This window comes from Streptomyces sp. NPDC037100 (genome assembly GCF_055606225.1).
The window spans coordinates 98,163-121,799 of the sequence record NZ_JBVJSX010000001.1 but is presented as its reverse complement, the minus strand read 5'-3'; the positions used below and the strand labels follow the sequence as shown (position 1 = coordinate 121,799).

At 67.7% G+C, this 23,637-nt stretch carries 20 protein-coding genes and 1 pseudogene; 10 read left to right on the top strand and 11 right to left on the bottom strand.

What is annotated here, in order from left to right; all coding sequences use genetic code 11:
- Positions 1–105 precede the first annotated feature (105 nt).
- The 4 genes from ACZ7EG_RS00530 to ACZ7EG_RS00515 all read left to right on the top strand — a co-directional run bounded on the left by ACZ7EG_RS00530 (position 106) and on the right by ACZ7EG_RS00515 (position 5,010).
- Positions 106–1,707, top strand: a complete 1,602-nt coding sequence (locus ACZ7EG_RS00530; RefSeq protein WP_471070226.1) for an MFS transporter — start codon at positions 106–108, stop codon at positions 1,705–1,707.
- Between the two features lie 67 nt (positions 1,708–1,774).
- Positions 1,775–2,425, top strand: coding sequence for a TetR/AcrR family transcriptional regulator (locus ACZ7EG_RS00525; RefSeq protein WP_471070224.1), 651 nt, complete (start codon positions 1,775–1,777; stop codon positions 2,423–2,425).
- 178 nt (positions 2,426–2,603) lie between these two features.
- A complete protein-coding gene (locus tag ACZ7EG_RS00520; RefSeq protein ID WP_471070222.1) occupies positions 2,604–3,656 on the top strand; it encodes an endonuclease/exonuclease/phosphatase family protein in 1,053 nt (350 codons plus the stop codon).
- Positions 3,657–3,792: 136 nt separating this feature from the next.
- Positions 3,793–5,010 carry an MFS transporter gene (locus ACZ7EG_RS00515; RefSeq protein ID WP_471070220.1) on the top strand — a complete coding sequence of 406 codons (1,218 nt, stop codon included), beginning with the start codon at positions 3,793–3,795 and terminating at the stop codon, positions 5,008–5,010.
- 57 nt (positions 5,011–5,067) lie between these two features.
- Here ACZ7EG_RS00515 and ACZ7EG_RS00510 read toward each other — a convergent pair whose 3' ends face one another.
- The 6 genes from ACZ7EG_RS00510 to ACZ7EG_RS00485 all read right to left on the bottom strand — a co-directional run bounded on the left by ACZ7EG_RS00510 (position 5,068) and on the right by ACZ7EG_RS00485 (position 11,506).
- Complete coding sequence (locus tag ACZ7EG_RS00510) at positions 5,068–5,643, bottom strand: O-methyltransferase (protein WP_471070217.1); 576 nt, start codon at positions 5,641–5,643, stop codon at positions 5,068–5,070.
- 100 nt (positions 5,644–5,743) lie between these two features.
- Positions 5,744–6,139 carry a VOC family protein gene (locus tag ACZ7EG_RS00505; protein ID WP_471070215.1) on the bottom strand — a complete coding sequence of 132 codons (396 nt, stop codon included), beginning with the start codon at positions 6,137–6,139 and terminating at the stop codon, positions 5,744–5,746.
- A 130-nt stretch (positions 6,140–6,269) separates the two neighbouring features.
- On the bottom strand, positions 6,270–8,024 hold the full coding sequence (locus ACZ7EG_RS00500) for an NAD+ synthase (protein WP_471070213.1): 1,755 nt from the start codon (positions 8,022–8,024) through the stop codon (positions 6,270–6,272).
- A gap of 89 nt (positions 8,025–8,113) precedes the next feature.
- Entirely contained in the window at positions 8,114–10,054 is a 1,941-nt protein-coding gene (locus ACZ7EG_RS00495) for a S53 family peptidase (RefSeq protein WP_471070211.1), read from the bottom strand.
- 169 nt (positions 10,055–10,223) lie between these two features.
- A complete protein-coding gene (locus ACZ7EG_RS00490) occupies positions 10,224–10,844 on the bottom strand; it encodes a DUF305 domain-containing protein (RefSeq protein ID WP_471070209.1) in 621 nt (206 codons plus the stop codon).
- Entirely contained in the window at positions 10,841–11,506 is a 666-nt protein-coding gene (locus tag ACZ7EG_RS00485) for a DUF3105 domain-containing protein (RefSeq protein ID WP_471070207.1), read from the bottom strand. Before ACZ7EG_RS00485 ends, ACZ7EG_RS00490 begins: the two co-directional genes overlap by 4 nt.
- A gap of 237 nt (positions 11,507–11,743) precedes the next feature.
- On the opposite strand from ACZ7EG_RS00485, the gene ACZ7EG_RS00480 reads away from it, so the two are divergent.
- On the top strand, positions 11,744–12,193 hold the full coding sequence (locus tag ACZ7EG_RS00480; RefSeq protein WP_471070205.1) for an RrF2 family transcriptional regulator: 450 nt from the start codon (positions 11,744–11,746) through the stop codon (positions 12,191–12,193).
- Here ACZ7EG_RS00480 and ACZ7EG_RS00475 read toward each other — a convergent pair.
- On the bottom strand, positions 12,190–13,377 hold the full coding sequence (locus ACZ7EG_RS00475) for a globin domain-containing protein (protein WP_471070202.1): 1,188 nt from the start codon (positions 13,375–13,377) through the stop codon (positions 12,190–12,192). The two genes, ACZ7EG_RS00480 and ACZ7EG_RS00475, sit on opposite strands and share 4 nt — an antisense overlap.
- A gap of 294 nt (positions 13,378–13,671) precedes the next feature.
- Here ACZ7EG_RS00475 and glnA point away from each other — a divergent pair, with 294 nt between their 5' ends.
- Entirely contained in the window at positions 13,672–15,033 is a 1,362-nt protein-coding gene (gene glnA / locus ACZ7EG_RS00470) for a type I glutamate--ammonia ligase (RefSeq protein WP_471070200.1), read from the top strand.
- Positions 15,034–15,461: 428 nt separating this feature from the next.
- Positions 15,462–16,418: a PIN domain-containing protein gene (locus tag ACZ7EG_RS00465; RefSeq protein WP_471070198.1), complete on the top strand. Its 957-nt coding sequence runs from the start codon at positions 15,462–15,464 to the stop codon at positions 16,416–16,418.
- Positions 16,419–16,740: 322 nt separating this feature from the next.
- Here ACZ7EG_RS00465 and ACZ7EG_RS00460 read toward each other — a convergent pair whose 3' ends face one another.
- Positions 16,741–17,244, bottom strand: a complete 504-nt coding sequence (locus ACZ7EG_RS00460; protein WP_471070196.1) for a hypothetical protein — start codon at positions 17,242–17,244, stop codon at positions 16,741–16,743.
- Between the two features lie 206 nt (positions 17,245–17,450).
- Positions 17,451–17,600: pseudogene (locus tag ACZ7EG_RS00455) on the bottom strand (tyrosine-type recombinase/integrase); the annotation flags it as partial.
- Positions 17,601–17,889: 289 nt separating this feature from the next.
- On the opposite strand from ACZ7EG_RS00455, the gene ACZ7EG_RS00450 reads away from it, so the two are divergent.
- Positions 17,890–19,350, top strand: a complete 1,461-nt coding sequence (locus ACZ7EG_RS00450; protein ID WP_471070194.1) for a PIN-like domain-containing protein — start codon at positions 17,890–17,892, stop codon at positions 19,348–19,350.
- A gap of 427 nt (positions 19,351–19,777) precedes the next feature.
- Positions 19,778–20,362 carry a YrhB domain-containing protein gene (locus ACZ7EG_RS00445; protein ID WP_471070192.1) on the top strand — a complete coding sequence of 195 codons (585 nt, stop codon included), beginning with the start codon at positions 19,778–19,780 and terminating at the stop codon, positions 20,360–20,362.
- On the opposite strand, the gene ACZ7EG_RS00440 is transcribed toward ACZ7EG_RS00445, so the two are convergent.
- Positions 20,344–20,913, bottom strand: a complete 570-nt coding sequence (locus ACZ7EG_RS00440; protein ID WP_471070190.1) for a DUF3885 domain-containing protein — start codon at positions 20,911–20,913, stop codon at positions 20,344–20,346. The genes ACZ7EG_RS00445 and ACZ7EG_RS00440 overlap by 19 nt on opposite strands.
- A 230-nt stretch (positions 20,914–21,143) precedes the next feature.
- On the opposite strand from ACZ7EG_RS00440, the gene ACZ7EG_RS00435 reads away from it, so the two are divergent.
- Entirely contained in the window at positions 21,144–21,761 is a 618-nt protein-coding gene (locus tag ACZ7EG_RS00435) for a DUF6000 family protein (RefSeq protein WP_471072391.1), read from the top strand.
- 55 nt (positions 21,762–21,816) lie between these two features.
- Here the strand turns inward: ACZ7EG_RS00435 and ACZ7EG_RS00430 are convergent, their stop codons facing one another.
- On the bottom strand, positions 21,817–22,887 hold the full coding sequence (locus ACZ7EG_RS00430; protein ID WP_471070188.1) for a hypothetical protein: 1,071 nt from the start codon (positions 22,885–22,887) through the stop codon (positions 21,817–21,819).
- Positions 22,888–23,637: the final 750 nt, after the last annotated feature.

The following is a 23,637-nucleotide window of genomic DNA, read 5'->3' as shown; positions in this document are numbered from 1 at the left end:
TGAGTTCCGCCCCCGGAGCCGGGACGGCGGAAGCCACGTAAGATCCCGGTAAGAGAATTCCAATACGAGACGGTCTCGTATCGAAATAGTTCTAGGCTCCCCTCCATGACTACTCCTGCCGATCCGGCCGCCCCGACCGGCCCGCGCGTACCGGAAGCGGTGCACCGGCGCCGCTGGGCGATCCTCGGCGTGCTGATGCTGAGCCTGCTGATCGTCGTGCTCGACAACTCGATCCTGAACGTCGCCATCAAGACGATCTCCACCCCGGCCCCCACCGGCCTGGGCGCCACGCAGAGCGAGCTGGAGTGGGCGATCAACGCCTACACCCTCGTCTTCGCGGGCCTGCTGTTCACCGCCGGGCTGCTCGGCGACCGGATGGGCCGCAAGAAGGTGCTGCTCGGCGGCCTCGCCGTGTTCGGCATCGGCTCCGCGTTCGCCGCGTTCTCCGGATCGCCGGGCGAGCTGATCACCTTCCGTGCGGTGATGGGCCTGGGCGCGGCGTTCGTGATGCCCGCCACCCTCGCCGTCCTCATGAACGTCTTCGACCGCGAGGAGCAGCCGAAGGCCATCGGCATCTGGGCGGGCGGCGTCGGACTCGCCATCGCCATCGGCCCGATCACCGGCGGCGTGCTGCTCGACCACTTCTGGTGGGGCTCGGTCTTCCTCATCAACGTGCCGATCGTGCTGCTCGCACTCGCGCTGATGCTCTGGCTGGTGCCCGACTCGCGCGACCCGAACCCCGGCCGCGTCGACCCCGTCGGTGTGGTGCTGTCCGTCGTCGGCCTGGTCCTGCTCGTCTACGGCATCATCAAGGGCGGCCAGCTCGCCGACTTCACCGACGCCACCGTGCTGTCCACGATCGGGGCCGGTCTCGCCGTACTCGTCGCGTTCGTCGTGTTCGAGAAGCGCAGCGACCATCCGTCGATGGACGTCACGTACTTCAAGAACAAGGCCTTCTCGGCCGCCATCGCCGCCATCGCGCTGGTCTTCTTCGCTCTGATGGGCGTGACCTTCTTCTCCGTCTTCTACACCCAGAGCGTGCGCGGCTACTCGCCGCTGCAGACCGGTCTGCTCATGCTTCCGCTGGCCGCCGCCCAGATGATCTTCGCGCCGCGCGCCCGGCTGGTGGTCGACCGCATCGGCAACAAGGCCACGACCACGGCCGGCCTGCTCGTCATCGCCGCCACGCTGGCCGCCTTCGCCGCCCTGGACGCCGACACCCCCATCTGGATCCTGGAAGTGATCTTCTTCCTGATGGGCGCCGGCATGGCGCACATCATGACGCCGGTCAGCGTCGTCATCATGCAGGCCCTGCCCCGCGAGAAGGCCGGCTCCGCCTCCGCGCTGAGCAACACCTTCCGGCAGGTCGGCGGCGCCCTCGGCATCGCCGTCCTCGGCTCGGTGCTGTCCACGGCGTACCGCACGGGCATCGAGGACGAGCTCGGCGCCCTCCCTCCGGCGCTGCGGCACACCGCGGGGGAGTCCATCGAGGCCACGCTCGGCATCGCGGACAAGCTGGGCCCGCGGGGCGAGTCCCTGGTCGCCCCGGCCTACGACGCGTTCCTGCACGCGATGCACATCACCGCCCTGTGGGGCGCGGGCGTCGCCGTGCTCGGCGCGGTCGTCGTGGCCCTGTTCCTGCCGGGCAAGCCGCCGGCGGCCCAGGGGACCGAGGACGAGCAGGAGTTGTCGCACACCAGATCGTAGGCCTGCGGGAGAATTCACCTCCCGCGCGGCACGGAACGGCCGCCGGGTCAGGAAAGGAAGCAGCGACGTGAGCCTCGCCGAACGGCACCCCCCGCACGACGGTCCCGCGAGGGGACGTCCCAGAAGCGAGGCCGTCGAGCGCGCCATCATCGAGGGCGTGATGAAGCTCCTGGAGGAGGGCGTCCCCCTCGCGGAGCTGTCCATCGAGCGCATCGCCCGCACCGCGGGCGTCGGCAAGGCCACCATCTACCGCCGCTGGAGCGGCAAGGAGGAACTCTTCGTCGACGTCGTGCGCACCGGCGAGCCCCCGGACCCGCCGCTCCCGGGCACCTCCATGCGCGACGACCTCGTGGTCCTGCTGGAGCAGGTGCGCCGGCGCGGCCTGGCCAACCGCTCCTCGGCGATCCTGCACAGCGTCCAGGCCCAGATGAAGAGCAGCCCGAAACTGTGGGCGGCGTACCACGCCACCGTCGTCGCCCCGCGCCGCCGGCTCGGCCTGGAGGTCCTCAGACGCGGCCAGGAGAACGGCGAACTGCGCACGGACCTCGACCTGGAACTGCTGAACGACCTGTTCGTCGGCCCCATGCTGGTGCGCGCCGTGCTGCGCACCGACGCCGACCTGCCCGACGACCTCGCCGAGCAGGTCGTCGACACCCTGCTCGAAGGGCTGCGGCCCGGCAGCTCACCCTCTGTCAGTTCGGCCTCGCAGGGCTCCTAGTGTGCGCGTTTCGTCACAGAGGGCGCTTTCGGCGGGCCTGATCGGAACTCCTCGTGGGGACTCGAACGTCATCGCCCCCGTACGGCCGTCGAGGGACGGCGGGAACGGAACGGATCATCCCCTAGGGTCGTAAGGACACGGGGGCGATGGTGTGCACGGCAGGCAGTGAGGCGACGGTATGGCGCAGCAGGCGTACATGACGGAGACGGACAACGGCGGCTCGGGGCCCGAGCACCGGGGAACCCGGCTTCGGCGCCTGTTCGACCGGCTGGCGGGTTCCTGGCGGGGCGATCCGCGGATCTGGCGGCGTGGACTGTTCGTCGCCGCGGGCTCGGTGCTGCTGGCCCTGGTCATGGTGCTGCACTCACGCATCCCGAACATGATCGGCAACCTGGGCAGCCTCACCGAGACGTTCCTGCCCTGGCTCGGCCTCCTCGTCCCGGTGCTGCTCGTCCTCGCCCTGGTCCGCAGGTCCGCGACCGCGCTGATCGCGGTGGTGCTGCCGTCCGTGGTCTGGCTGAACCTCTTCGGCGGTCAGCTCAGCGACAAGACCGCCACCGGCGGCGACCTCACGGTGGTCACGCACAACGTCAACGCCGAGAACACGGACCCGGCCGGCACCGCCCGTGACGTGGCCGCCTCCGGCGCGGACGTGCTGGCCCTGGAGGAGCTGACGCCGGCCGCGGTCCCCACCTACGAGAAGGCGCTGGCGTCGACGTACCGCTACCACTCCGTGCAGGGCACGGTCGGGGTGTGGAGCAAGTACCCGCTGACCGGGGTGCAGGACGTCGACCTCGACATGGGCTGGACCCGCGCGATGCGGGCCACCGTGACCGCCCCGGCCGGACAGGTCGCGGTCTACGTCGCCCATCTGCCGTCGGTGCGCGTGAAGATGGAGGCCGGCTTCACGGCCCGCCAGCGCGACCGGAGCGCCGACTACCTCGGCGAGGCCATCGCCCACGAACCGCTGAAGAACGTGGTCCTGCTCGGCGACCTGAACGGCACGATGAACGACCGCGCGCTCAACGCCGTCACCTCGCAGATGCGTTCCACGCAGGGTGCGGCCGGCAACGGCTTCGGCTTCAGCTGGCCCGCGTCGTTCCCGATGGCGCGCATCGACCAGATCATGGTCCGGGGTCTGAAGCCGGAGAGTTCGTGGACCCTCCCGCAGACGGGCAGCGACCATCTGCCGCTCGCGGCCCGTGTGAGTGTCACCACAAGCGGTTCCTGAAACTCCCTGGTCACAGCCCTGCCGCCGGAAATCCGCGCCGGAGGCGGCAGGGCTTGGAATAGTGCGCCTGCGAGACTTTGTTCCGTACTTGAACATACGCGTACGGATCTCCAAGCAAGTCTCGAAAGGCTCACTCATGCCCCTGGCCCTACTCGCCCTTGCCGTGGGCGCCTTCGGCATCGGTACGACCGAGTTCGTGATGATGGGGCTGCTGCCCGACGTCGCGGACGACCTGAACATCTCGATACCCAGCGCCGGCCATCTGGTGTCGGCGTACGCGCTGGGCGTCGTCATCGGCGCCCCGCTGCTGGCCGCGGTCACGGCCAAGATGTCCCGGCGCACGGTCCTGACCGGCCTGATGGGACTGTTCGTCGTGGGCAACGCCCTGTCGGCCCTCGCGCCCGACAACGGCTGGCTGCTGGCCGCCCGCTTCCTGAGCGGCCTGCCGCACGGCGCCTTCTTCGGCGTGGGCGCCGTCGTCGCCACGAACATGGTCGCCCCCGAACGCAAGGCGCGGTCGGTCTCGCTGATGTTCCTCGGCCTGACGGTCGCGAACGTCCTTGGCGTGCCGGTCGCCACCCTCATGGGGCAGAACCTCGGCTGGAGGGCGACCTTCCTCGGCGTCAGCGCCATCGGCCTGGCGGCCATCGCCGCGCTCGCGCTCCTCATCCCGCACGACCACGAGCACGCCTCCGCCAAGGGCCTGCGCGGCGAACTCGCCGCTCTGAGCTCCCTGCCGGTCTGGCTGTCGCTCGGTACGACCGTCGCGGGCTTCGGCGCCCTCTTCTCGGCCTACAGCTACATCACGCCGATGCTCACGGACGCCGCCGGCTACACCGACGCCAGCGTCACCCTGCTGCTGGCGCTGTTCGGCGTGGGGGCGACCGCCGGCAACCTGCTGGGCGGCCGCCTGGCCGACCACTCCCTGCGCGGCACGCTGTTCGGCTGCCTGGCCTCCCTGGTGGCGGTCCTGGCGCTGTTCCCGCTGCTGATGCGCACGCAAGCCACGGCCGCCGTCGCCGTGACCCTGCTCGGCATGGCGGCCTTCGCCACCGGCTCCCCGCTCCAGCTCATGGTGATGGAGAAGGCCTCCTCGGCCCCGTCCCTGGCCTCCTCGGCGAACCAGGCCGCCTTCAACCTGGCCAACGCCGGAGGCGCATGGATCGGCGGCCTCGCCCTGGCCGCGGGCTTCGGCGTCACCTCCCCGGCCCTGGCCGGTGTGGCCCTGGCAATTCTCGGACTGGCCGTGGCGTCGCTGGCCTACGCGGTGGACCGCCGCCGGGCTCCGGCCACCCGGCGCGAGCGGATCGTGGCGAGCCACGTCCCCCAGGAGACGGAAGCGGTGCACCACTGACGGCTTCTGCCGCGCGGCGGCCCGTGGGTCCCGGACCCACGGGCCGCCGTTCTCCGTCTAACGGGACCCCTGCCGCCGCGCGGCGACGACCGCCGAACTGGTGGGCGTGGTGAGGACTTCGGCCGCGTCCAGGTCCGGATGGGTGAGGTAGAACAGGCGCAGCTCGTCCACCTCGCCCTCGAACCGGGGTGGCCATTGGGCCGAGGGCGTGAAGTCGTCCAGGACGAGGATCCCCCCGGGAGCGAGCAGCTCGACGACCCTGCGCGGATCGTCCCGCTTGCCGCCGCCGTCGCAGAAGAACACGTCGAACGGGGCGTGCCGTTCGAGCAGCCGCCAGTCCCCGGTCAGCACGCTGACGCGAGAGTCGTCGGCGAAGACGCCGGCCGCGCGACGGGCCAGCTCCTCGTCCCGTTCCACGGTGACGAGCCGCGCACCGTCCCCGAGACCGCTGTGCAGCCAGGCGGTCCCCACCCCCGACCCGGTGCCGCTCTCGGCGACGACCCCGCCGGGCTTGGCGGCGGCGGCCGTCCTCAGCAGCCTGCCGACCTCCCGGACGCAGCTCTTGGTGAACCCCGCCTCGACGGCGATGCGTTCGGCGGCCAGAACACGCGCCGGAACGCCGCGCTCACTCATGATCAACCCCCTCCACGGTGGGTCCGACGCTACGTGACCACCTGTCAGTACGTCGGCGGATCGATCGAGCTCGGCGGACACCGCCGGGCGCGCCCCGGGACTACTGCTGCGGCTGGGTCGCGATCTGGATCAGGTTGCCGCAGGTGTCGTCGAGGACGGCCGTGGTGACGGGGCCCATGTCCACGGGCTCCTGGGTGAAGCGGACGCCGAGGCCGCTCAGGCGCTCGTACTCGGCCCGGACGTCGTCGACGGCGAACTGGGCCACCGGGATGCCGTCGGCGGCGAGCGCGTCGCGGTAGGGCTTGACGGCCGGGTGACCGGCGGGCTCCAGGAGCAGCTCCGTACCACCTGGGTTCTCGGGGGAGACGACGGTCAGCCACCGGTCCGTCTCGCCCACCGGGACGTCGTACTTCTTCACGAAGCCGAGGACCTCGGTGTAGAAGCGGAGGGCTTTGGCCTGGTCGTCGACGAAGACGCTGGTCAGATGGATCCTCATGGTGGGCTCCCGGGTGCAGGTGGTGGAAGTCGGGTCCCGGCGGGCGCGGCGGTCTCCCACACCGTGAGGCGTGGGAGACCGCCGGACCCGAGACGCCGGGCCGGTGGCCGTCCCTGTCGACCCTGGCCCGTCAGAGCGACTCCCGCCACCCGTTCGTGATCGGCAGCCGGCGGTCCTTGCCGAAGCCCTTCGGGGAGATCTTCGTGCCCGGCGGGTACTGGCGCCGCTTGTACTCGGCCGTGTCGACCATCCGCAGCGTCTTCGCGACCAGCTCCGCGTCGTACCCGGCCGCCACGATCTCGTCCGCGCCCCGGTCCCGGTCGACGTACAGCTCCAGAATCGCGTCCAGCACCGGGTAGTCGGGCAGTGAGTCCGTGTCCACCTGGCCCGGGCGCAGTTCCGCGCTCGGGGGCTTGCTGATGGAGTTCTCGGGGATCGGCGGGGTCTGGCCCCGTTCCCTAGCGGCCCGGTTGCGCCACTCGGCGAGGCGGAAGACCGACGTCTTGTACACGTCCTTGATCGGGCCGTACGCCCCGACGGAGTCGCCGTACAGCGTCGAGTAGCCGACCGCCAGTTCCGACTTGTTGCCGGGCGCCAGGACGATGTGGCCCTCCTGGTTGGAGATCGCCATCAGCAGCGTGCCGCGCAGGCGCGACTGGAGGTTCTCCTCCGCCAGGCCCGTCAGGCCCAGCGAACCCATGTACGCGTCGAACATCGGCTCGATCGCGACCGTGCGGTAGTTCAGGCCCGTGCGGCGGGCCAGTTCGGCGGCGTCGCCCTTGGAGTGGTCCGAGGAGTACTTCGACGGCATCGACACGCCGTACACGTTCTGCGCGCCCACCGCGTCGCACGCGATCGCCGCGACCAGCGCCGAGTCGATGCCGCCGGACAGGCCGATCAGGACCGACGTGAAGCCGTTCTTCGCGACGTACGCGCGCAGGCCCACGACCAGCGCCGAGTAGACCTCCTCGTCGTCGTCCAGCCGGTCCGCGTAACCGCCCGTGAGCTCGGGCTCGTACGCGGGCAGCGGCTCCTCCGAGAGCACCACGCGGTCGATGCGCAGACCGTCGTCGACCACGCCCGTGGGAGCGTCCGGCGACGCCGCCGGCAGGTCAAGGTCCAGCACCACGCAGCCCTCGGCGAACTGCGGAGCACGCGCCACGACCTCGCCGTCCCGGTCGACCACGATCGAGTCGCCGTCGAACACCAGCTCGTCCTGGCCGCCGATCATGGCCAGGTACGCCGTGGTGCAGCCGGCCTCCTGGGCCCGCTTGCGGACCAGCTCCAGACGCGTGTCGTCCTTGTTGCGCTCATAGGGGGAGGCGTTGATGGACACCAGCAGGCCCGCCTGCGCCGAACGGGCGGCGGGGACGCGGCCGCCGTCCTGCCAGAGGTCCTCGCAGATCGCCAGGGCGACGTCCACACCGTGCACCCGCAGCACCGGCATGCTGTCGCCGGGCACGAAGTAGCGGAACTCGTCGAAGACGCCGTAGTTCGGCAGGTGGTGCTTGGCGAAGTTCAGGACCACCTCACCGCGGTGGAGCACCGCACCGGCGTTCTGCGGCGCGCCGGCCGGCTGGCCGTACTTCGGCTGGGCGGTCGCGCTGCGGTCGAGATAGCCGACGATCACCGGCAGCTCTCCGAAGCCCTCCTCGGCCAGGCGCGCGGCGAGAGCGCGCAACGCCGCGCGGGAGGCCTCGACGAAGGACGACCTGAGCGCCAGGTCCTCGACGGGATACCCGGTCAGCACCATCTCCGGGAACGCGACGAGATGCGCTCCCTGTTCGGCGGAGTGCCGGGTCCAGCGGACGATCGACTCGGTGTTGCCGGCGAGGTCGCCGACGCCGGCGTCGATCTGGTTCAGGGCGAGACGTAGTTGAGGCACGCCGCCCAGTGTAATCGTCAGTGCGACACAATGGGGTGGTGTGGGTCACCCCACACCACCCCATGTCCCCTTGCGGAGGCCGGCGACGGTCAGCGGCGCCGGTACGACTCGACGTAGCCGTTCGCGGGCGAGCCCACGCCGGTGACGTCGTCGTAGCCCTTCACGGCCGCGAGCGAGCTGTCCTTGCCGAGGCTGCGCACGGACGTGGACAGGCCGCCGGTGGCGTCATAGCCGTTCACGAAGTCGACCCGGGCCACGGCGAGGCCGGAGCCCGTCGGGTCGTCGGTGACGTCGTGGTAGACCTTCGAGCCGTACTTCGCGTAGATCACCGGGTCGGCGAAGCCGATCGCCTTGCCGCGGGCCTCCTGGGCCAGGGCCTGCACGGCCGCGATGGTCGGCGCGGCGAGCGAGGTGCCACCGATGCGGTACTCGCTGTAGGCCTGCCTCTTCCCGTCGGGGAGAGTCTGCGTCTGCCCCACCAGGAAGCCGGTGTTCGGGTCGGCGATCGCCGCGATGTCCGGGACGACCCGGTTGCCGGCCGCGCCGTTGGCCTTCGCCAGCGCGTCCGGCACCACGCCCTGCTGGTAGGAGGGCTCGGCGACGGTCCTGCTGGTGCCGCCGCCCGCGCCGGAGGTGAAGGCGCCGGGGAAGTCCGTCCAGCTCTTGCCGTCGGCCGACAGGCTCGCCTTCTCGGTGCCCCAGCCGGTCTCCCACAGGTACGAGTCGTCCTTGCCGACCGCCAGCGAGGTGCCGCCGACGGCGGTGACCCACGCCGAGTTGGCGGGGGAGTCGACCTGCTTCGTCCCCGAGCTCGCGACCTCGTCGCCGTCGTCACCGGAGGAGAAGTAGAAGCCGATGCCCTCGACCGCGCCCAGCTGGAAGACCTGGTCGTAGGCGGCCGCGAGGTCGGGGGTCTGCGCGGCCTCGACCTCGCCCCACGAGTTGGAGACGATGTCGGCCAGGTGCTTGTCGACGACCTTGCCGAGCGCGTCGAGCAGATCGTCGTCCGTGCAGGAGGCGGCGCCGACGTACGTGACGTCCGCGGCCGGTGCGACCGCGTGCACCGCCTCGACGTCCAGGGTCTCCTCGCCGTACCAGCCGGAGGCCGAGCAGTCCTTGGTGTTCGTGTACTTCTCGGGCAGGACCTGGTGGAGCTGGCCCGTCTTCCACGCCGCGTCGCCGTTGCGCTTGGCGTAGGTGCCGGCGTCGTAGGCGATCGTCGGGGAGGCGTACGCGTCCGTGATGGCGACCCGGACACCCTTGCCGGTGCGCGTGCCCGCGCCGTAGGCGGCCCGCAGCTGCTTTCCCGTGTAGCCCTTGACGGCGTACGGGATCTTCTTGCCGTAGGCGTCCGGGAGCGTGCTCGCGGTGGTGGAGCCGTAGTACGAGGAGAACGGCCCGGCGTTGCGGAACACGGTGTCCGGCGGCGGCAGTTGATCGTCGTGCGTGGCCATGTGCGGCGCGTCGTCCAGCCCGGTCACGGTCAGGACGGCGTCGGCCACGCTGTGCGGCACGGAGACGGTGCTCGCCGGGGCGCGGTAGGTCCTGGAGCCCTTGGCGAAGTTGTGCAGCTGGGTGCCGAACGCCTTCTCGGCGGCGGCCACGTCACCGCTGACGGAGACGTGGTGCTGCGTCACGCCGGTGACCTTCAGACCCGCGGCCGTGAGCCAGGACTTCACGGCCGCCACCTGGGCCGGGGTCGCACCGAAGCGGGCCTGCGCCTGCTTGGCCGTCAGGTACTTGCCGTAGGAGGCCGAGCCGGGGTCGGAGACGGCCTTGGCGTAGGCGGCGAGGCCCGCGGCGTCCCTGCCCGTGAGGTAGACCCGGGCCGAGACGCGGGCGGCGTCGGAGGTGGCGCCCTTGTCCGCCCTGGCGGTTGCCCACGCGGGCCGGGTCCCGGCCAGCAGGTCGCGGACGGGGTGGTCGGCGGCGTGTGCCGCGGGTATGCCGAGCGCCAGCGCACCGACGAGCATCGGCAGTGTCGCTGCCATGCTCACCCCGGCGCGCACCGTGGCGCGGTTGGATCTCATGGAACCCCCTGTGCGGTTCGTCGCGAGTGGATCACTCGACGGTCGCCACTCTCGCGATGAACCGTTCATGCCAGGGAATGCCGCAGCCCAAGAACGGCCCCAGGCAGGCCAAGAAGAGCCCAAGAAGCAACCCGGCAGGGCGGATTCGAGGCTTACGCGCCCAGTGTCCCTACGGCCGCGGCGCCGCGCCCCGCTCCTTGAGCATGTCCGCCATCAAGGAGATCTCCGACTGCTGCGCGTCCACCATGCCCTGGGCGAGCCGCTTCTCCACGCCGACCGCGCACCTGTCCACACACCCCTCGGCCATGTGGACGCCGCCCTTGTGATGGTCCGTCATCAGCTGGAGGTAGAAGACCTCCGCCTGCTTCCCGCCGAGCTCGCCGAGCTTCTTCATCTCGGAGTTGGTCGCCATGCCCGGCATCAGCGCGCCGTCCTTGCCGGAGGCCATGCCGCCCATGTCCATCCAGGTCATCGGCGGTTCGGAGGACACCTTGGGCAGGCCCCACAGGTCCAGCCAGCCGAGCATCATGCCGCGCTGGTTGGCCTGCGTCTGCGCGATGTCGTACGCGAGCCGCCGGACATCCTCGTCCTTCGTGCGGTCGCGCACGATGTACGACATCTCCACGGCCTGCTGGTGGTGCACCGCCATGTCCCGCGCGAACCCGGCGTCCGCGGACTCGGCGGACGGCGTCCTGCCGCCGCCGTCGTCCCCGGCGACGGCGTAGGTGATCGCACCGGCGGCGACGAGCGCCGCCGTCGCGGCCCCGGCGATCAGGCCGACATGCCTCACTTGGACAGCCCGTTCGTGCAGGCGGCCCCCGGCTCGGGGGTCTGCTCGCCCTGGACGAACTTCTCGAAGAACGCGTCCACGTTCGGGTCCTTCGCGCCCGTCACCGTGCGCTGGTGGCCCCACGCCGAGAGCATGATCGGGTCCTTCTGGTCGTCCATCGGGCTCATCAGCGTGTACGGCGTCTTCTTCACCTTCGCCGCGAGCGCGTCGACGTCGGCCTTCTTCGCGTCGGCGCTGTACGTCACCCACACCGCGCCGTGCTCCAGCGAGTGCACGGCGTTGGTGTTCTTCAGCGGCTCGGTGTACACGTCGCCGTTGCAGTTCATCCAGACCGGGTTGTGATCGCCGCCGACCGGCGGTTCGGAGGCGTACTTCACGGCCTTGGTGACGTGGTTGCGGGACAGCTTCCCCTCCCAGGTCTTCACGCCGTCCTTGCCCGTCACGAACTTGCCCTTGCCCGAGGAGTCGCTCGCCGCCACGTCACTGCCCTTGTCGTCCTGGGACCGGACGAGCACGACACCGCCGACCACGAGCCCGGCCACGACCACCACACTGGCCGCGATGGTGAGGAGCCGGTTGCGGCGCTCACGGGACTGCTCGGCGCGCCGCATCTCCTCTATTCGCGCCCTGCGGTCCGTGCTGCTCTTGTTGGCGGAGCCCATGAGGTGTCCTTCGTGGGAAAAGTGACGGTCGGGTGCAGTGATCGTAGTGGGGGAGGCGGGGCGCCCCGTAGAGCAGTCGCGGGAATGGGCCGAATCGATACGGCACCGACAGCCGCCCGACAGCTTCACCGGTCCCGGCGCCGGTCTCCGGCCCGATGATCCGGCGCCGGGACCCGGCCCGATGATCCGGCGCCCGGATAATTTGAACCACGGATTCGCATTACCTAGGCTGCCCGCATGCGGCTGCTGCGCTCCACCGACCTCGCCCTGCGGGTCCTGATGCGGCTCGCCGTCGCGGGCGGGTCGAGTCCGACGACCCGGGACGTCGCGGACGGCATGGACGTGCCGTACACCCATCTGGCGAAGGTCGTCGCCGAGCTCCAGCACATGGGCCTGCTGGAGGCCCGCCGCGGCCGGGGCGGCGGTCTCACCCTCACCGAGCAGGGCCGTACGGCCTCGGTGGGCGCCGTGGTCCGCGCCTTCGAGGGCAGTGGTGACGTGGTCGACTGCGAGGGCCCCACGCCCTGCCCCCTCAACGCCGCCTGCCGTCTGCGCGGCGCTCTGCGCCGGGCCCAGGAGGCGTTCTTCACCTCACTGGACCCGGTCACGGTGGAGGACATCGTGGCGGAGCCGACCGGGGCGCTGCTGCTGGGGATCTCGCGGGGCACCGGTCCCCGTACCTCCTAGGCCTGTCCCGCCAGCCACAGGTCCGGGCCGAACACCTCGTAGTGGATGTCGGCGGGTGCGACGCCCTTGGCGAGCAGCTGGGACCGCACCGCCCGCATGAACGGGAGCGGACCGCACAGGTACGCGCGCGTGCCCGGGGCGAGCGTGACGCCGGTGAGGTCGACCAGCCCGGAGTGCGTGCCTGAGGGGGCGTCCTGCTCGTACCAGAGATGGACGGTCACGTCGTGCAGCTTGGCGGCGCAGGCCTCGTGGTCGGTGCGCAGGGCGTGGGTCGCGGGGGAGCGGTCGGCGTGCACCACGGTGACCGGGGCGCGGTGCCCCGAGTCGGCGAGGTGAGCCAGCATCGCCGCCATCGGGGTCACGCCGATGCCGGCCGAGGCCAGCAGCAGCGGCGTGTCGGGGCCGCCGTCCAGGACCAGGTCGCCGTACGGCTCGGACAGCTCCAGGACGTCGCCCACCCGCACGCGCGCGTGCAGGTGGTTCGATACCTCGCCGTCGGGGGCGCCGGCCGCGCGCACGCGCTTCACGCTGATCTGCCGCAGGTCCGGGCCGGGTGCCCCGGACAGGCTGTACTGCCGTATCTGCCGGGCACCGTCCGCGAGGGCGACGCGGACGGAGACGTACTGGCCCGCGAGGAAGTCCCGCACCGGACCGCCGTCGGCCGGCCGCAGCCGGAACGTGGCGACGTCGTCGGTCTCGGCGACCCGTTCGACGACCTCCCAGGACCGCCAGGTGTGCCCGCCGCGCTCCTCGCGCAGCCGCTGCTCCACGGCGATCAGGGCGTTCGCCATCAGCCAGTACACCTCGTCCCAGGCTGCGGCGACCTCGGGCGTGACGGCGTCGCCGAGCACGTCGGCGATGGCGGCGAACAGGTGCTCGTGGACGATGCCGTACTGCTCCGGCGTTACGCCGAGCGAGGCGTGCTTGTGGGCGATGCGCTGCAGCATGGCGTCAGGCCGCTGCTCCGGACGGTCCAGCAGGTGCGTCGCGAACGCGGCGACGGAACCGGCGAGCGCCTGGCGCTGGGTGCCGGAGGCCTGGTTGCCCCGGTTGAACAAGTCCCGCAGCAGCTCAGGGTGGGCCGCGAACAGCCCGGCGTAGAAGCGCTCGGTGATCGTGCCGAGGGCGGCCCCGACGGCGGGGAGCGTGGCACGGACGGTGGCGGCGGACTGTTCGGACAGCATCAGGCCTCCTCAAGGCTCGGCTGCGCGCACGCTATTTAAAGTTGCATCTGAGATGCAAATTAGACGGGTGGAGCGACGAGGGGAACCGGCCGTTACGGATGCCGGTGCGAGCAGGCACTATGGGCGCAAGAGCAGTTCACCTGCCGTACGTGAGGCGTTCGATCCCGGATCAGCCGGGCGATCATGGCCCGCAACGCGTACGAAATGGTGGTGTGGTGGGATGCTCAGGTGCCCGACCGCCTCCCGTGTACGGAAGAGAAGGCGGCCTGACCAGCAAGGATGGGGAAGCGGAAGATGGACAAGCAGCAGGAGTTCGTGCTCCGGACGTTGGAGGAGCGTGACATCCGGTTCGTACGCCTGTGGTTCACGGACGTGCTGGGCTTCCTCAAGTCCGTCGCCGTGGCCCCGGCCGAGCTGGAGCAGGCCTTCGACGAGGGCATCGGCTTCGACGGCTCCGCGATCGAGGGCTTCGCCCGGGTCTACGAGTCCGACATGATCGCCAAGCCGGACCCGTCGACCTTCCAGATCCTGCCGTGGCGCGCGGAGGCCCCGGGCACGGCCCGGATGTTCTGCGACATCCTCATGCCGGACGGCTCCCCGTCCTTCGCCGACCCGCGCTACGTGCTCAAGCGTGCCCTCGCCCGCACCTCCGACCTGGGCTTCACCTTCTACACCCACCCGGAGATCGAGTTCTTCCTGCTGAAGGACCGGCCGCTGGACGGCAGCCGTCCGGTGCCCGCCGACAACTCCGGCTACTTCGACCACACCCCGACCAACGTCGGCATGGACTTCCGCCGCCAGGCCATCACCATGCTGGAGTCGATGGGCATCTCGGTCGAGTTCTCCCACCACGAGGGCGCGCCGGGCCAGCAGGAGATCGACCTCCGGTACGCCGACGCGCTCTCCACGGCCGACAACGTCATGACGTTCCGCCTCGTCATGAAGCAGGTGGCGCTGGAGCAGGGCGTGCACGCCACGTTCATGCCGAAGCCGTTCTCCGAGCACCCCGGCAGCGGCATGCACACGCACCTGTCCCTCTTCGAGGGCGACCGCAACGCGTTCTACGAGTCCGGCTCCGAGTACCAGCTCTCCAAGGTGGGCCGCTCCTTCATCGCGGGCCTGCTGCGGCACGCCGCGGAGATCTCCGCGGTCACCAACCAGTGGGTCAACTCCTACAAGCGCATCTGGGGCGGCGCGGAGCGCACGGCGGGCGCGGGCGGCGAGGCCCCCTCGTACATCTGCTGGGGCCACAACAACCGCTCGGCGCTGGTCCGCGTCCCCATGTACAAGCCCGGCAAGACGGGCTCGGCCCGGGTCGAGGTCCGCTCCCTCGACTCCGGCGCCAACCCCTACCTCGCCTACGCGCTGCTGCTGGCCGCCGGCCTCAAGGGCATCGAGGAGGGCTACGAGCTCCCGCCGGGCGCCGAGGACGACGTCTGGGCCCTCTCCGACGCGGAGCGCCGCGCCATGGGCATCGAGCCGCTCCCGCAGAACCTCGGCGAGGCCCTGACCCTGATGGAACGCAGCGACCTGGTCGCCGAGACCCTCGGCGAGCACGTCTTCGACTTCTTCCTGCGCAACAAGCGGCAGGAGTGGGAGGAGTACCGCTCGGAGGTCACGGCGTTCGAGCTGCGGAAGAACCTGCCGGCGCTGTAAGGGCAGGCCGGGGCGGGTTTCCCGCTGGGACGACATGTGGGGCCGACAGTCTTGGACTGTCGGCCCCACATGTCGTCCCAGCCCCTGGGCCGCCTGTGGCCGTCAGCGCGCATCACACGCGCCATCTGCACAAGTGCTGCTCGCTGCAAGTCAGGAGCCGTGACTCCTTCGCTTCCTTGCTCAAGCACGCCGTCCTCGCTCCGTTCCTCCGGGCTACGTCGCGGGCGGTCGGTGGCGCCCGTGCTCACGTCTCCGCCCTGCGCGGCACCGCCGCGCAGGCGAGCACAGGGCGTGCGGTCAGAACGTGCCTCCAGCGGGCGCACAGACAAGCCTTGAAGGGGCGGGGCGTCTCCCCTGCGACGTCAGCATGCAACATCAACTCGACAGAATGCAGTATCAGACCGTGCTCACAGGCCTACTATCTCGGTGTGCTTAGGCTTCTAATTGATACGTCCGTATGGCTGGACATAGCCAGGCGTCGCGACGGTCAGCAAATTATCGTACCCATTCGCGTTCTTTTCTTTCAGGAAAAGCTCGACCTTCTTGTTCCGTCCATCATCTTGAAAGAGTTCGAGCGTAATCGCCCGCGCGCGGAGGCGGCCGCCACAGATAGCGTCCGCGAACGTTTTAGGCTGTTGAAACAAGACCTCAAGGAGTACGGCGATAGCGAGGCGCAGGCATGGATTGCGGAGATGGCTCACCAGGTGCCATTTGTTAGCGCCCAAGCATTGCAGAATTTCTCCGAGATTTCCGAGCTACTCGGCCATGGGAGAAGGCTTGAACCTGGCACCAAGGAGCATGGAGCCGTGATCGAGCGCGCACTCGACAAGAAGGCTCCGTTTCACCTGAACAAGAACAGCATCGCTGATGCTCTCCTCATGGAGCTCTTTCGCACCACGCTTGCGGAAGCCGCGGATTCTTCGGACTGCTACGTATTCGCCACATCCAACTACCAGGACTTCTCCGTAGTGAATGGCGACCGTCGGAAGCCCCACCCCGACTTTGATGAGATATTTGCAGATGATCGGTGTGCCGCTTACGCGTATGATGTGGATGGACTGGTTGCCGTACTTGCAGAAAGACTTGGAGAGGAATACGAGGAACTGGCAGAAGAGGTAGCATTTCTCGATGAGTCGCCTCGTCCGCTCGCGGAACTTCTAGAGTTGCACAAGGATCTCTATGATCGCATCTGGTATACACATAGCAGATGGAGTGACACGCCAGACGGTCAAATAAACCCGAGATACGATGAGGGTCTGCGCAAATCGATCGAACAAGGCAGGGCCCGGATCGAAGGCAAGTATGAAGCCAGCTCGCTACTGCCTGAGGATGACATGAATGGGGTTTCCTCAACGGGAAGATGGCGCTTCTTGAGTGGGTGCTAGGGGATGAATTGAACTCCCCTGAGTGGTACCGGTATTAGCTGTTGCCGACAAGGTTGTCCCGCTGTCGTTGGGCTGTGGTGGCCGCTTGCCCTGACCGGCGTCGCAATACGCAGCCCAGCCGCACCAACTCGATCGTATCGAGGGCCATGACCCGGAAACTTAGGGGAGGCCATCGTCGTGCCCCACCCGTGCCCGATCGTCGAGGGTGCCCCGGTAGTCACCGTGACAGTGGCGCCGCACGGCACGACGCATTCAGCGACTGGCTATTGAGAGCGCAGCTCTTATGGTGAAGGAGGTGCGTTGTTCCGAACTGCGTCGCCGATCAATGGTTCCTTACCTGTTTTGCCCGCATGCGGTGAATTTTCCACCGGGCAAATCGAGTAGCACCCTGCGCCCTGCGCCAGAGGCGTCTTCGATAGAGGGTGCCCGTAGTCAGGTCTTTCGCCCAACCGACTCCGTCAGCATCCTCAAAAATGACAAAATTTGGGATGCATTTTCCGCCACTCATCCGCCCAGGCGTCTCTACCTTCACTTCTTCCCCGGGGCGAAGTATTCCAGTTATCGTGAAGGATTCCAGCACGCTGCCGTGGGCGCGCATCTCGACGAGCACGAGGACACTGGATACCGGTCGCTCCGCTGTATTTATTGCGACTGTCACGAATCCGCTGCCGCTGCTGCCGCCACGCCAGCAAATTACTTTTCGGGCTTGCTCGCGCTCTTCCTTTCTCCTATCTCGGAGTAGGATATAAAATCCGAGCAGAAGTGAGCCGCCCGTCAAGACCGAACCTACCCATGCCGGTAGTGTCCCGAAGTCCACATCATGCACGTCCTCAATCGTAAGCGTTGAGGGTAGTCATTGTTCGACTTGACGCGCGGATGGGGCGACAGGGAACTCACCTTCGATCTGAATCATCCCAGGCTTGGTGAGCGATCATGTGATTGCTGGAGGCCATTCCACTCCGTATTCGTATTGAGGCGCCTTGTGAGCCTGCGTCCGTTTGACGGGCGGAGGCCCCACGCCAGAGGCACATCTCAGGATGCGGGTGGCATCGAAACGAGATTGTCGTACAGGCCGTCCACTGCCTTGCGGGCTCGTGCGTCGCTTCTCGGCATTAGGTGCGTGTAGACCCGGAGCGTGAATCCGGGGTCGTTGTGGCCGAGGTAGGCACTCAACGTCTTGACGGGTGGCCGCGCCCGGCGGCGCGCTGCATGCATGCGGGCGAGGGCGGGACGCCATCCGCGGGCACAAGATGATGCCTCTGGCTGGGGAGGGTGGTGAGCGAGCCGGATACAAGTCCCGCTGATGTCGGCGCGATTCTGGCCACCGGAGGCAGCGTGGTAGCCGCACCTACGAAGACGCGCGCAGCCCCCGCTCTTGCTGCACATCCTTCACCAATCAGCCCACCCTCAGCCTGATTCAGTGAAAGACTGAGCTTCGGAAGGCAAGGGGAGAGCAACAAAGGGGGATCAGATGGACGCATCACAGCTTCCTGACGCAGGGGCGCAGGAAAGCGCTGAACGGCTTGGAATTTTCGATTGCGAGGAAGCATATCAAACACCCACAAGCGTCGATTACAAGAACCTGTTCGACTCGGGCATGATAGTTCTTGACACGAATGTATTGATCAATTTGTACCGATCCAACGAGAGAACCCGCAGGGATACCTTTGCGGTGCTCTACCGCCTGCAAGAGCGATTGTGGATTCCCCATGAAGTACTGTCCGAGTTCTGGCGGAACCGCGACCTACCTTCCGTTAAGGGTCACCATCGAGCGAAAGCCCGGACCGCCTGTGCTGCACTTGACAAAGCATTACGATCATTGAGTGACGCCGCGGACCGTTGGCTAAAAGATGTGCACCTAGACACCGACGATGCGGCCAACCAGAGAATCGAAGGCTACAGGGATCATATTGAGGGATCCCTTGAGGAAATGAAGAGATACATTGAGAGGCAAGCGGAAAGTGACGCCGTAGAGGGGACGGACTCTACGCATACTGACCCAATTCTAGTGCAACTGGACCCATTGCTGCTCGGCAGGATTGGTTCCGCCCTACCTCCCGAAGAATACGCAGAGGCTGTGGCGGAGGCGAAGCGTCGCGCAGATAAGGAAATACCGCCGGGTTACGCTGACTATGCCTCGAAGCCAGAAGGCCAGGCTGCCGGAGATTACATAATCTGGAAGCAGGTCATGGATGAAGCGGCGAAGATCAGGAAAGACGTCTTGCTCATCACAGGGGACGTGAAAGAGGACTGGTGGACGCCACGGGCAGGACAAAGTCTTGCCCGCCCAAGGATGGAACTGCGAAGTGAGATGCGCAGAGAAGCAGGGGTTGAGCTATTTATGATGACCCCGAGTCAGCTCCTGGCAGAGGCCTCTAGCGCCTTCAAGCTCAAGGTGGACGAACGTTCCGTCAGTGACCTAGCAAGTCGCGAAAGAAGTGTCGACTTCGATGCACTTCCAGCGCTTCTCCGAAATGCGATCCTCGGAGCGATAGAAGCGGCCCATGCCCGTGCAATGACCGTCCATCAAGTGAGTGGCCTAAAGGCTAGGTCGCCGTATGGCTTTACGATGTCTGAGTTGGCCATGGAAGAGCTGACGGAACGAGTCGCGGACATTGGCGGTGACGCCCTGAATGTAGATGGCATGAAATGCCCGATCTTCGATGGTCTTATACTCATTCCCATTAGGACCTCTCCGGGGCGCGAATCTACACGGATGCTGTCTTCCCAGCGCTTGAAGCGGATTGGCTCAGCCATCAACGCTTCACGCGATATGCTCAATTTCAACGATGTCCCGCTCACTAATCTGACACCCATTGTCGTCTATTATGCCTCTAGCCCGCATTCCGGAGTTGAATTCGTTTACGCCGTCATGGGGGATTTCGACGCTAGGGGGAATTTCGACATTGAGCTTCGCTTTAGTTTGCTGTAATGTGTGAGTTGGCTTTCTTGCCGCCTCATACTCCGCTACAGCAGCCCTACATGTACACCTGACTTCAACGGCGGCGGACGCGGGTACCTCTGCTCGGCCCGGGGCGGTCGACCCGACCGGGTAGTAGCGCCACTGGGTCGCGCTCGGATCGGACTCAACGGCTTTCCCGCTTCAGAGCCGGGCCGTCTGTGGGCCGTCGAAGGGCGGCCCTGGGCGACCAACGACGACCACTAACGGCCCCTCTGCAGAGAGCCGGCGCTGCACCGACGCCACTCGCCCGAGGTCGCTCCCGCCCCCACTGGCGCAGAGCACTTGTTCCGTGGCTGCCGTATTCCTGGGCAAGGAGCTCAGGCAGCGGTCCCTACGTGGCCCTACAGGCCGCGGGAAATCACTGGCCGGGCCCGGGCCCGTGCGGAATGCTGCAGGCGTGATCGAGCGAGAAGCCGCCGTTCGGGCCGTTGAGGAACAACTGGAACGCGACTATCAAAGGTGGCGGGCTGCGGGTGCGGAGGCACTGCGCATGGCTGTGCTGGACGTCGAGGAGCACGAACTGGTGTGGATCGTCTCCTGGACGTCCGAGGAGTTCGTGCGCACTCGGAATCCGGAGTTCATGCTCGCAGGCAACGGGCCGTACCTGGTCGACCGTGTCGACGGGGGACTCCATCAGGTCGGCGTCGTCTCCGCGGTGACCGGGGCATGGGAGGACGACTACCGAGCCCGGATACGTGGGCTCCCGGTGCGCACCGCGGTGGACGATCTACACGATGTGCTCCGCGAAATCGCGCCTACGCGCGGACGCATGCATGCTGTGCGGACATTGCGCCAGAGGCTGCCTGTACTCTCGCCCGCGGAGGCCATCGAGTACGTGAGCGGGTTGCTGAAGGGTGATGCACCCGCCCGCCTCGTGGCCGTCGCCACCAGGGAACTCGTGGAGCCTCTCAGCCCGGTACTTGCGGTGGAGACCGTTCTGAGCGGGGCGGCGATCCGAGCCGGTCAGAGACCCGAGGGATGACTGGAAAGCCAGTCGGCATGCCGATCGCGCATCTGGTCCCGCTCGTCGGATGTGGTGAGGAAGACGTCGGCTCCACCGTCGTAGGGGTGGTGGATGCGCTGCATGCGGGTGTCGGTGATGAGGATTCCCGCCACCTTGTCGTCGGCGGTATTTCGAAGCAAGTCGTCGACGCAGCCGCGCTGCCAGGGCCGGTGGGCGGCGAAGAGGTGGCAGTACGTGCGGAACTCAGGATCGGAATCGTCCTCCACCAGCAAGCTCTGCCAATACCCCGTTCCGGGTTTCACTGACGGAACCTCAGCTTCGGTCGTCCAGAGCGGAGTGACGACGTACACGTCCGAACCAGCGAACAACTCATCAAGGACGGTGTTGTAACGCTCCAGGACGACGGTGTACTCACTCTCGTCCTCGGGATACCGCTTCGACTCCGGCAGGCTGTGAAAACGTACCCAGACATCCCGATACGGGTCACGGAGCTTGTACCCAACCGGAGGGCAACTGAGCCAACGCTGCTGCCACAGCTCCGTCAAATCAGCCTGCTCGTCTCCAGGCACCCGCCGCACTCGTCCCTCTCGCGTACAAACTTACCGACGACCATGATGCCGGGGCTCACCCACGAGAGAAACCGACTTCTCAGCTATCACTTCGCCGGCTGCTGACGTAGCCGGTCCAGTCGCGCTTGATGAAGGTCGTCCAGTCCGTCGCGCTGGTCCCGGTGAGGCGGCGAACGAGCAGCGCAAAATGGTATGGCCTCGTTTTGCACCAGCACGGCAAGATCGGCCGTGTGATACGCCATCCCCATGAAGATGCCGAGCTGCTGGCCCTGGTTCGCCGCTATGTCACGCCCGAGCAGCGCTACCTGAAGCTCGGCGACAGCATGCTGCGCATGCAAAGTCCTGAGTGCGACCGATTCATGCGAGGTCTCTGCGAGGACGCGGGATTCATCACCGCAGATGAGATCGCCACTCTCCTTGAGGGCGGCTGGCGAGAACGGAGAACCGCAGCGTGGCTCGTAGCTGTCTCCCGCCGGATCGAGTTCCGTGAGCGCCTCGGGGAACTCCTGCTGGCCAGCGAGGTCTGCTGTGTTGGGCTGGCCTATAGCGTGACCCTGGCCAGTTTCGGAACGGCGCGCGACGCTGATCTGCTCGCCGCCTACCTTGATCGCTACCTCCGCCGCCCTGACCTCGCGTACGACCAAGCCGTCGTCATGGGCGCTCTCCAGTTCATCGACCTGAACCTTGGAGGTGGTCAAGCCGACCGCTTCCGGGAACCGGGTGGCCTGTGGCAGCAGTGGCTCCAGGACGCACCTCACATGCAGGGCGACTCGGACCCCACCCCCTTCTTCTTGAGCCTCATTCGTCGGCTTTGCGCATTCGTCGACGAATGCGCCGAGGCGCTATGACCGCCCCCATCTCGTGGTGGTCTCTCTGGACCGTGGCCGCCGCTCGGGGGAGCGGTCAGATCGTTGCGCGGGACGCGGTGTAGTCGAGCCAGTCGCGTCTGGCGTATCCGGTCCAACGGGTCGCGTTGCTGATGCTGGTACCAGTGAAGTCGGCGAGGACAGATGCCGGCAGGTCGGTGGCGAGCGCGAGACGAGCGTTGTTACGGCCAGCGCGGGGCGCGATGCCGTGTCGGCGGAGCTTCAAATTGAGGTAGGTGGCTCCGAGAGGGCGGGCGGGCTCCTGGCCGGGGAACAGCCACGGTGTTGTGCTGGCTGTCTGATCGAGCTGCCAGCGTGCCTGGCACTGGTCGCGTTGCGCACGGACCAACCGGGCGACCTCCGGCGGCAGCGGAAGACGATGGCCTGCGAGGTTGAGCGCCACCCTCTCGTTGTCGTCTATGACGTCGCGCACGGTGAGTTCGAGCAGTTTGGTGTGCTGCAGCCCGAAGAGGAGCGTCAGGGCACCAGCCGTACGAACATCGAGAGGCAGAGAATCGTCGCCGAGACATCGGTGCAGCTGCTCGGCCTGCTCCTCGTCCGTCATGAAGACGCTTGGTGCGGCAATGCGTGCCCGGGGAACTACGAGCTCGCCGACAAGGCCCCGACCTCGCGCCCAGGTGACGAAGGCACGCACCTCACGACGTTCTACAGCCCCTTCGTCTAGCCACATCTCGAGTTCTGGCTGTGTGAGTTCCCCGAGGGCGGTGCCGTGCTCGTCGAGCCAGTCGAGCAGTTCCAGGGCCCGGCGCAGTCGCGATCGCATCTGGTGCTGTGTGCTGGCGCGTAGCGGGCGGTGCCGGTGGACCCGGCGGATGCGGTGGAGCAGATACCAATGAGTGAAGGGGGTGACGAGCTGGCGCTGGGGGAGCGGTGCCTGGGCCAAGAGGGCGTTCGCCCAGCGGGGCAGGGCCTCCAATCGTTCGTCCCGCGGCGGCAGCACCGCGGCGACGACGAGGACGTCGCGGATGTAGCGAGTGGTCGGCGTGTTGGGGAGATCGTCGAGCTGTTGGTGGGTGATCTCCTCATCGGAAATGGCTAGCTGGGACAGGAGGGCGGGCACTCCGGCGCGGGTCAGCCAATGCGCCACTCTGCGGGGATGTCCTGCGGCGGCGAGAGCCGAGTGGAAGTTCTGCTGCTGTGCGGGGACCGTAGTGTCTTGTCCACGGAGAGCTTCGGCCAGTTGTTTCGTGGCGAAGCAACGGGTGCACAACTGCTCGCGGAAGATCCTGTCGCTCGTGCCGCAGCGCTGGCACGAGTAGGTGAGATCGACTCCGGCGCAGGGCCCGCAGATGCCGGCTCCTGCTTCGGTGGGACCGATGAGTGGACGTCGCTCTTCGCACTGAGCGCAGGCGCTGGGGCGTGCGCGCACTGCCGCGTAGCAGTGTTTGCAGACCGGGCCCATCGGCCAGTAGGCATGGACAGGTCGGTCGTGGAGACAGCGCGCGCATGGACCCGTAGGGCGGGGACAGCAGCTCTGGCAAAACGGCTTGCCCGCCACCCTGCGCGCGCAGGTCCGGAGCCGGCGGCAGGAGGAGCAGGCGACCGGCGGAGCGTGATAGCAGCGGGAGCACAGATCGGGCCTGCCGTCGCCACCGCGCCGGTCGACCGTGCGTACTTCTCCGCAGCTGCCGCAGCGGCGCTGGGGTTGTCGGTAGCAGCGCCGGCAGACCGGGCCGTCCGCCGAGATCGCTTGGACTGGAGCTTGAGCTCCGCACCCGACGCAGGTGCGGAGCGGGCGTGGGTGGCACCCCTGACAGCGGACACTGCCGTCGGGCATGCGGAAGGTCGCGCGACGTACGCGCCCGCACTGCCCGCATGCGGTGGCAACGTGCTTGCC

What these genes read in the sequence shown, in the direction of transcription:
- ACZ7EG_RS00480 (WP_471070205.1), top strand. Translation starts at nt 11,744, where the DNA reads ATGCGGCTGCTGCGCTCCACCGACCTCGCCCTGCGGGTCCTGATGCGG.
- ACZ7EG_RS00505 (WP_471070215.1), bottom strand. Translation starts at nt 6,139, where the DNA reads ATGAGGATCCATCTGACCAGCGTCTTCGTCGACGACCAGGCCAAAGCC.
- ACZ7EG_RS00510 (WP_471070217.1), bottom strand. Translation starts at nt 5,643, where the DNA reads ATGAGTGAGCGCGGCGTTCCGGCGCGTGTTCTGGCCGCCGAACGCATC.
- ACZ7EG_RS00520 (WP_471070222.1), top strand. Translation starts at nt 2,604, where the DNA reads ATGGCGCAGCAGGCGTACATGACGGAGACGGACAACGGCGGCTCGGGG.
- glnA (WP_471070200.1), top strand. Translation starts at nt 13,672, where the DNA reads ATGGACAAGCAGCAGGAGTTCGTGCTCCGGACGTTGGAGGAGCGTGAC.
- ACZ7EG_RS00530 (WP_471070226.1), top strand. Translation starts at nt 106, where the DNA reads ATGACTACTCCTGCCGATCCGGCCGCCCCGACCGGCCCGCGCGTACCG.
- ACZ7EG_RS00475 (WP_471070202.1), bottom strand. Translation starts at nt 13,377, where the DNA reads ATGCTGTCCGAACAGTCCGCCGCCACCGTCCGTGCCACGCTCCCCGCC.
- ACZ7EG_RS00515 (WP_471070220.1), top strand. Translation starts at nt 3,793, where the DNA reads ATGCCCCTGGCCCTACTCGCCCTTGCCGTGGGCGCCTTCGGCATCGGT.
- ACZ7EG_RS00495 (WP_471070211.1), bottom strand. Translation starts at nt 10,054, where the DNA reads ATGAGATCCAACCGCGCCACGGTGCGCGCCGGGGTGAGCATGGCAGCG.
- ACZ7EG_RS00485 (WP_471070207.1), bottom strand. Translation starts at nt 11,506, where the DNA reads ATGGGCTCCGCCAACAAGAGCAGCACGGACCGCAGGGCGCGAATAGAG.
- ACZ7EG_RS00450 (WP_471070194.1), top strand. Translation starts at nt 17,890, where the DNA reads ATGGACGCATCACAGCTTCCTGACGCAGGGGCGCAGGAAAGCGCTGAA.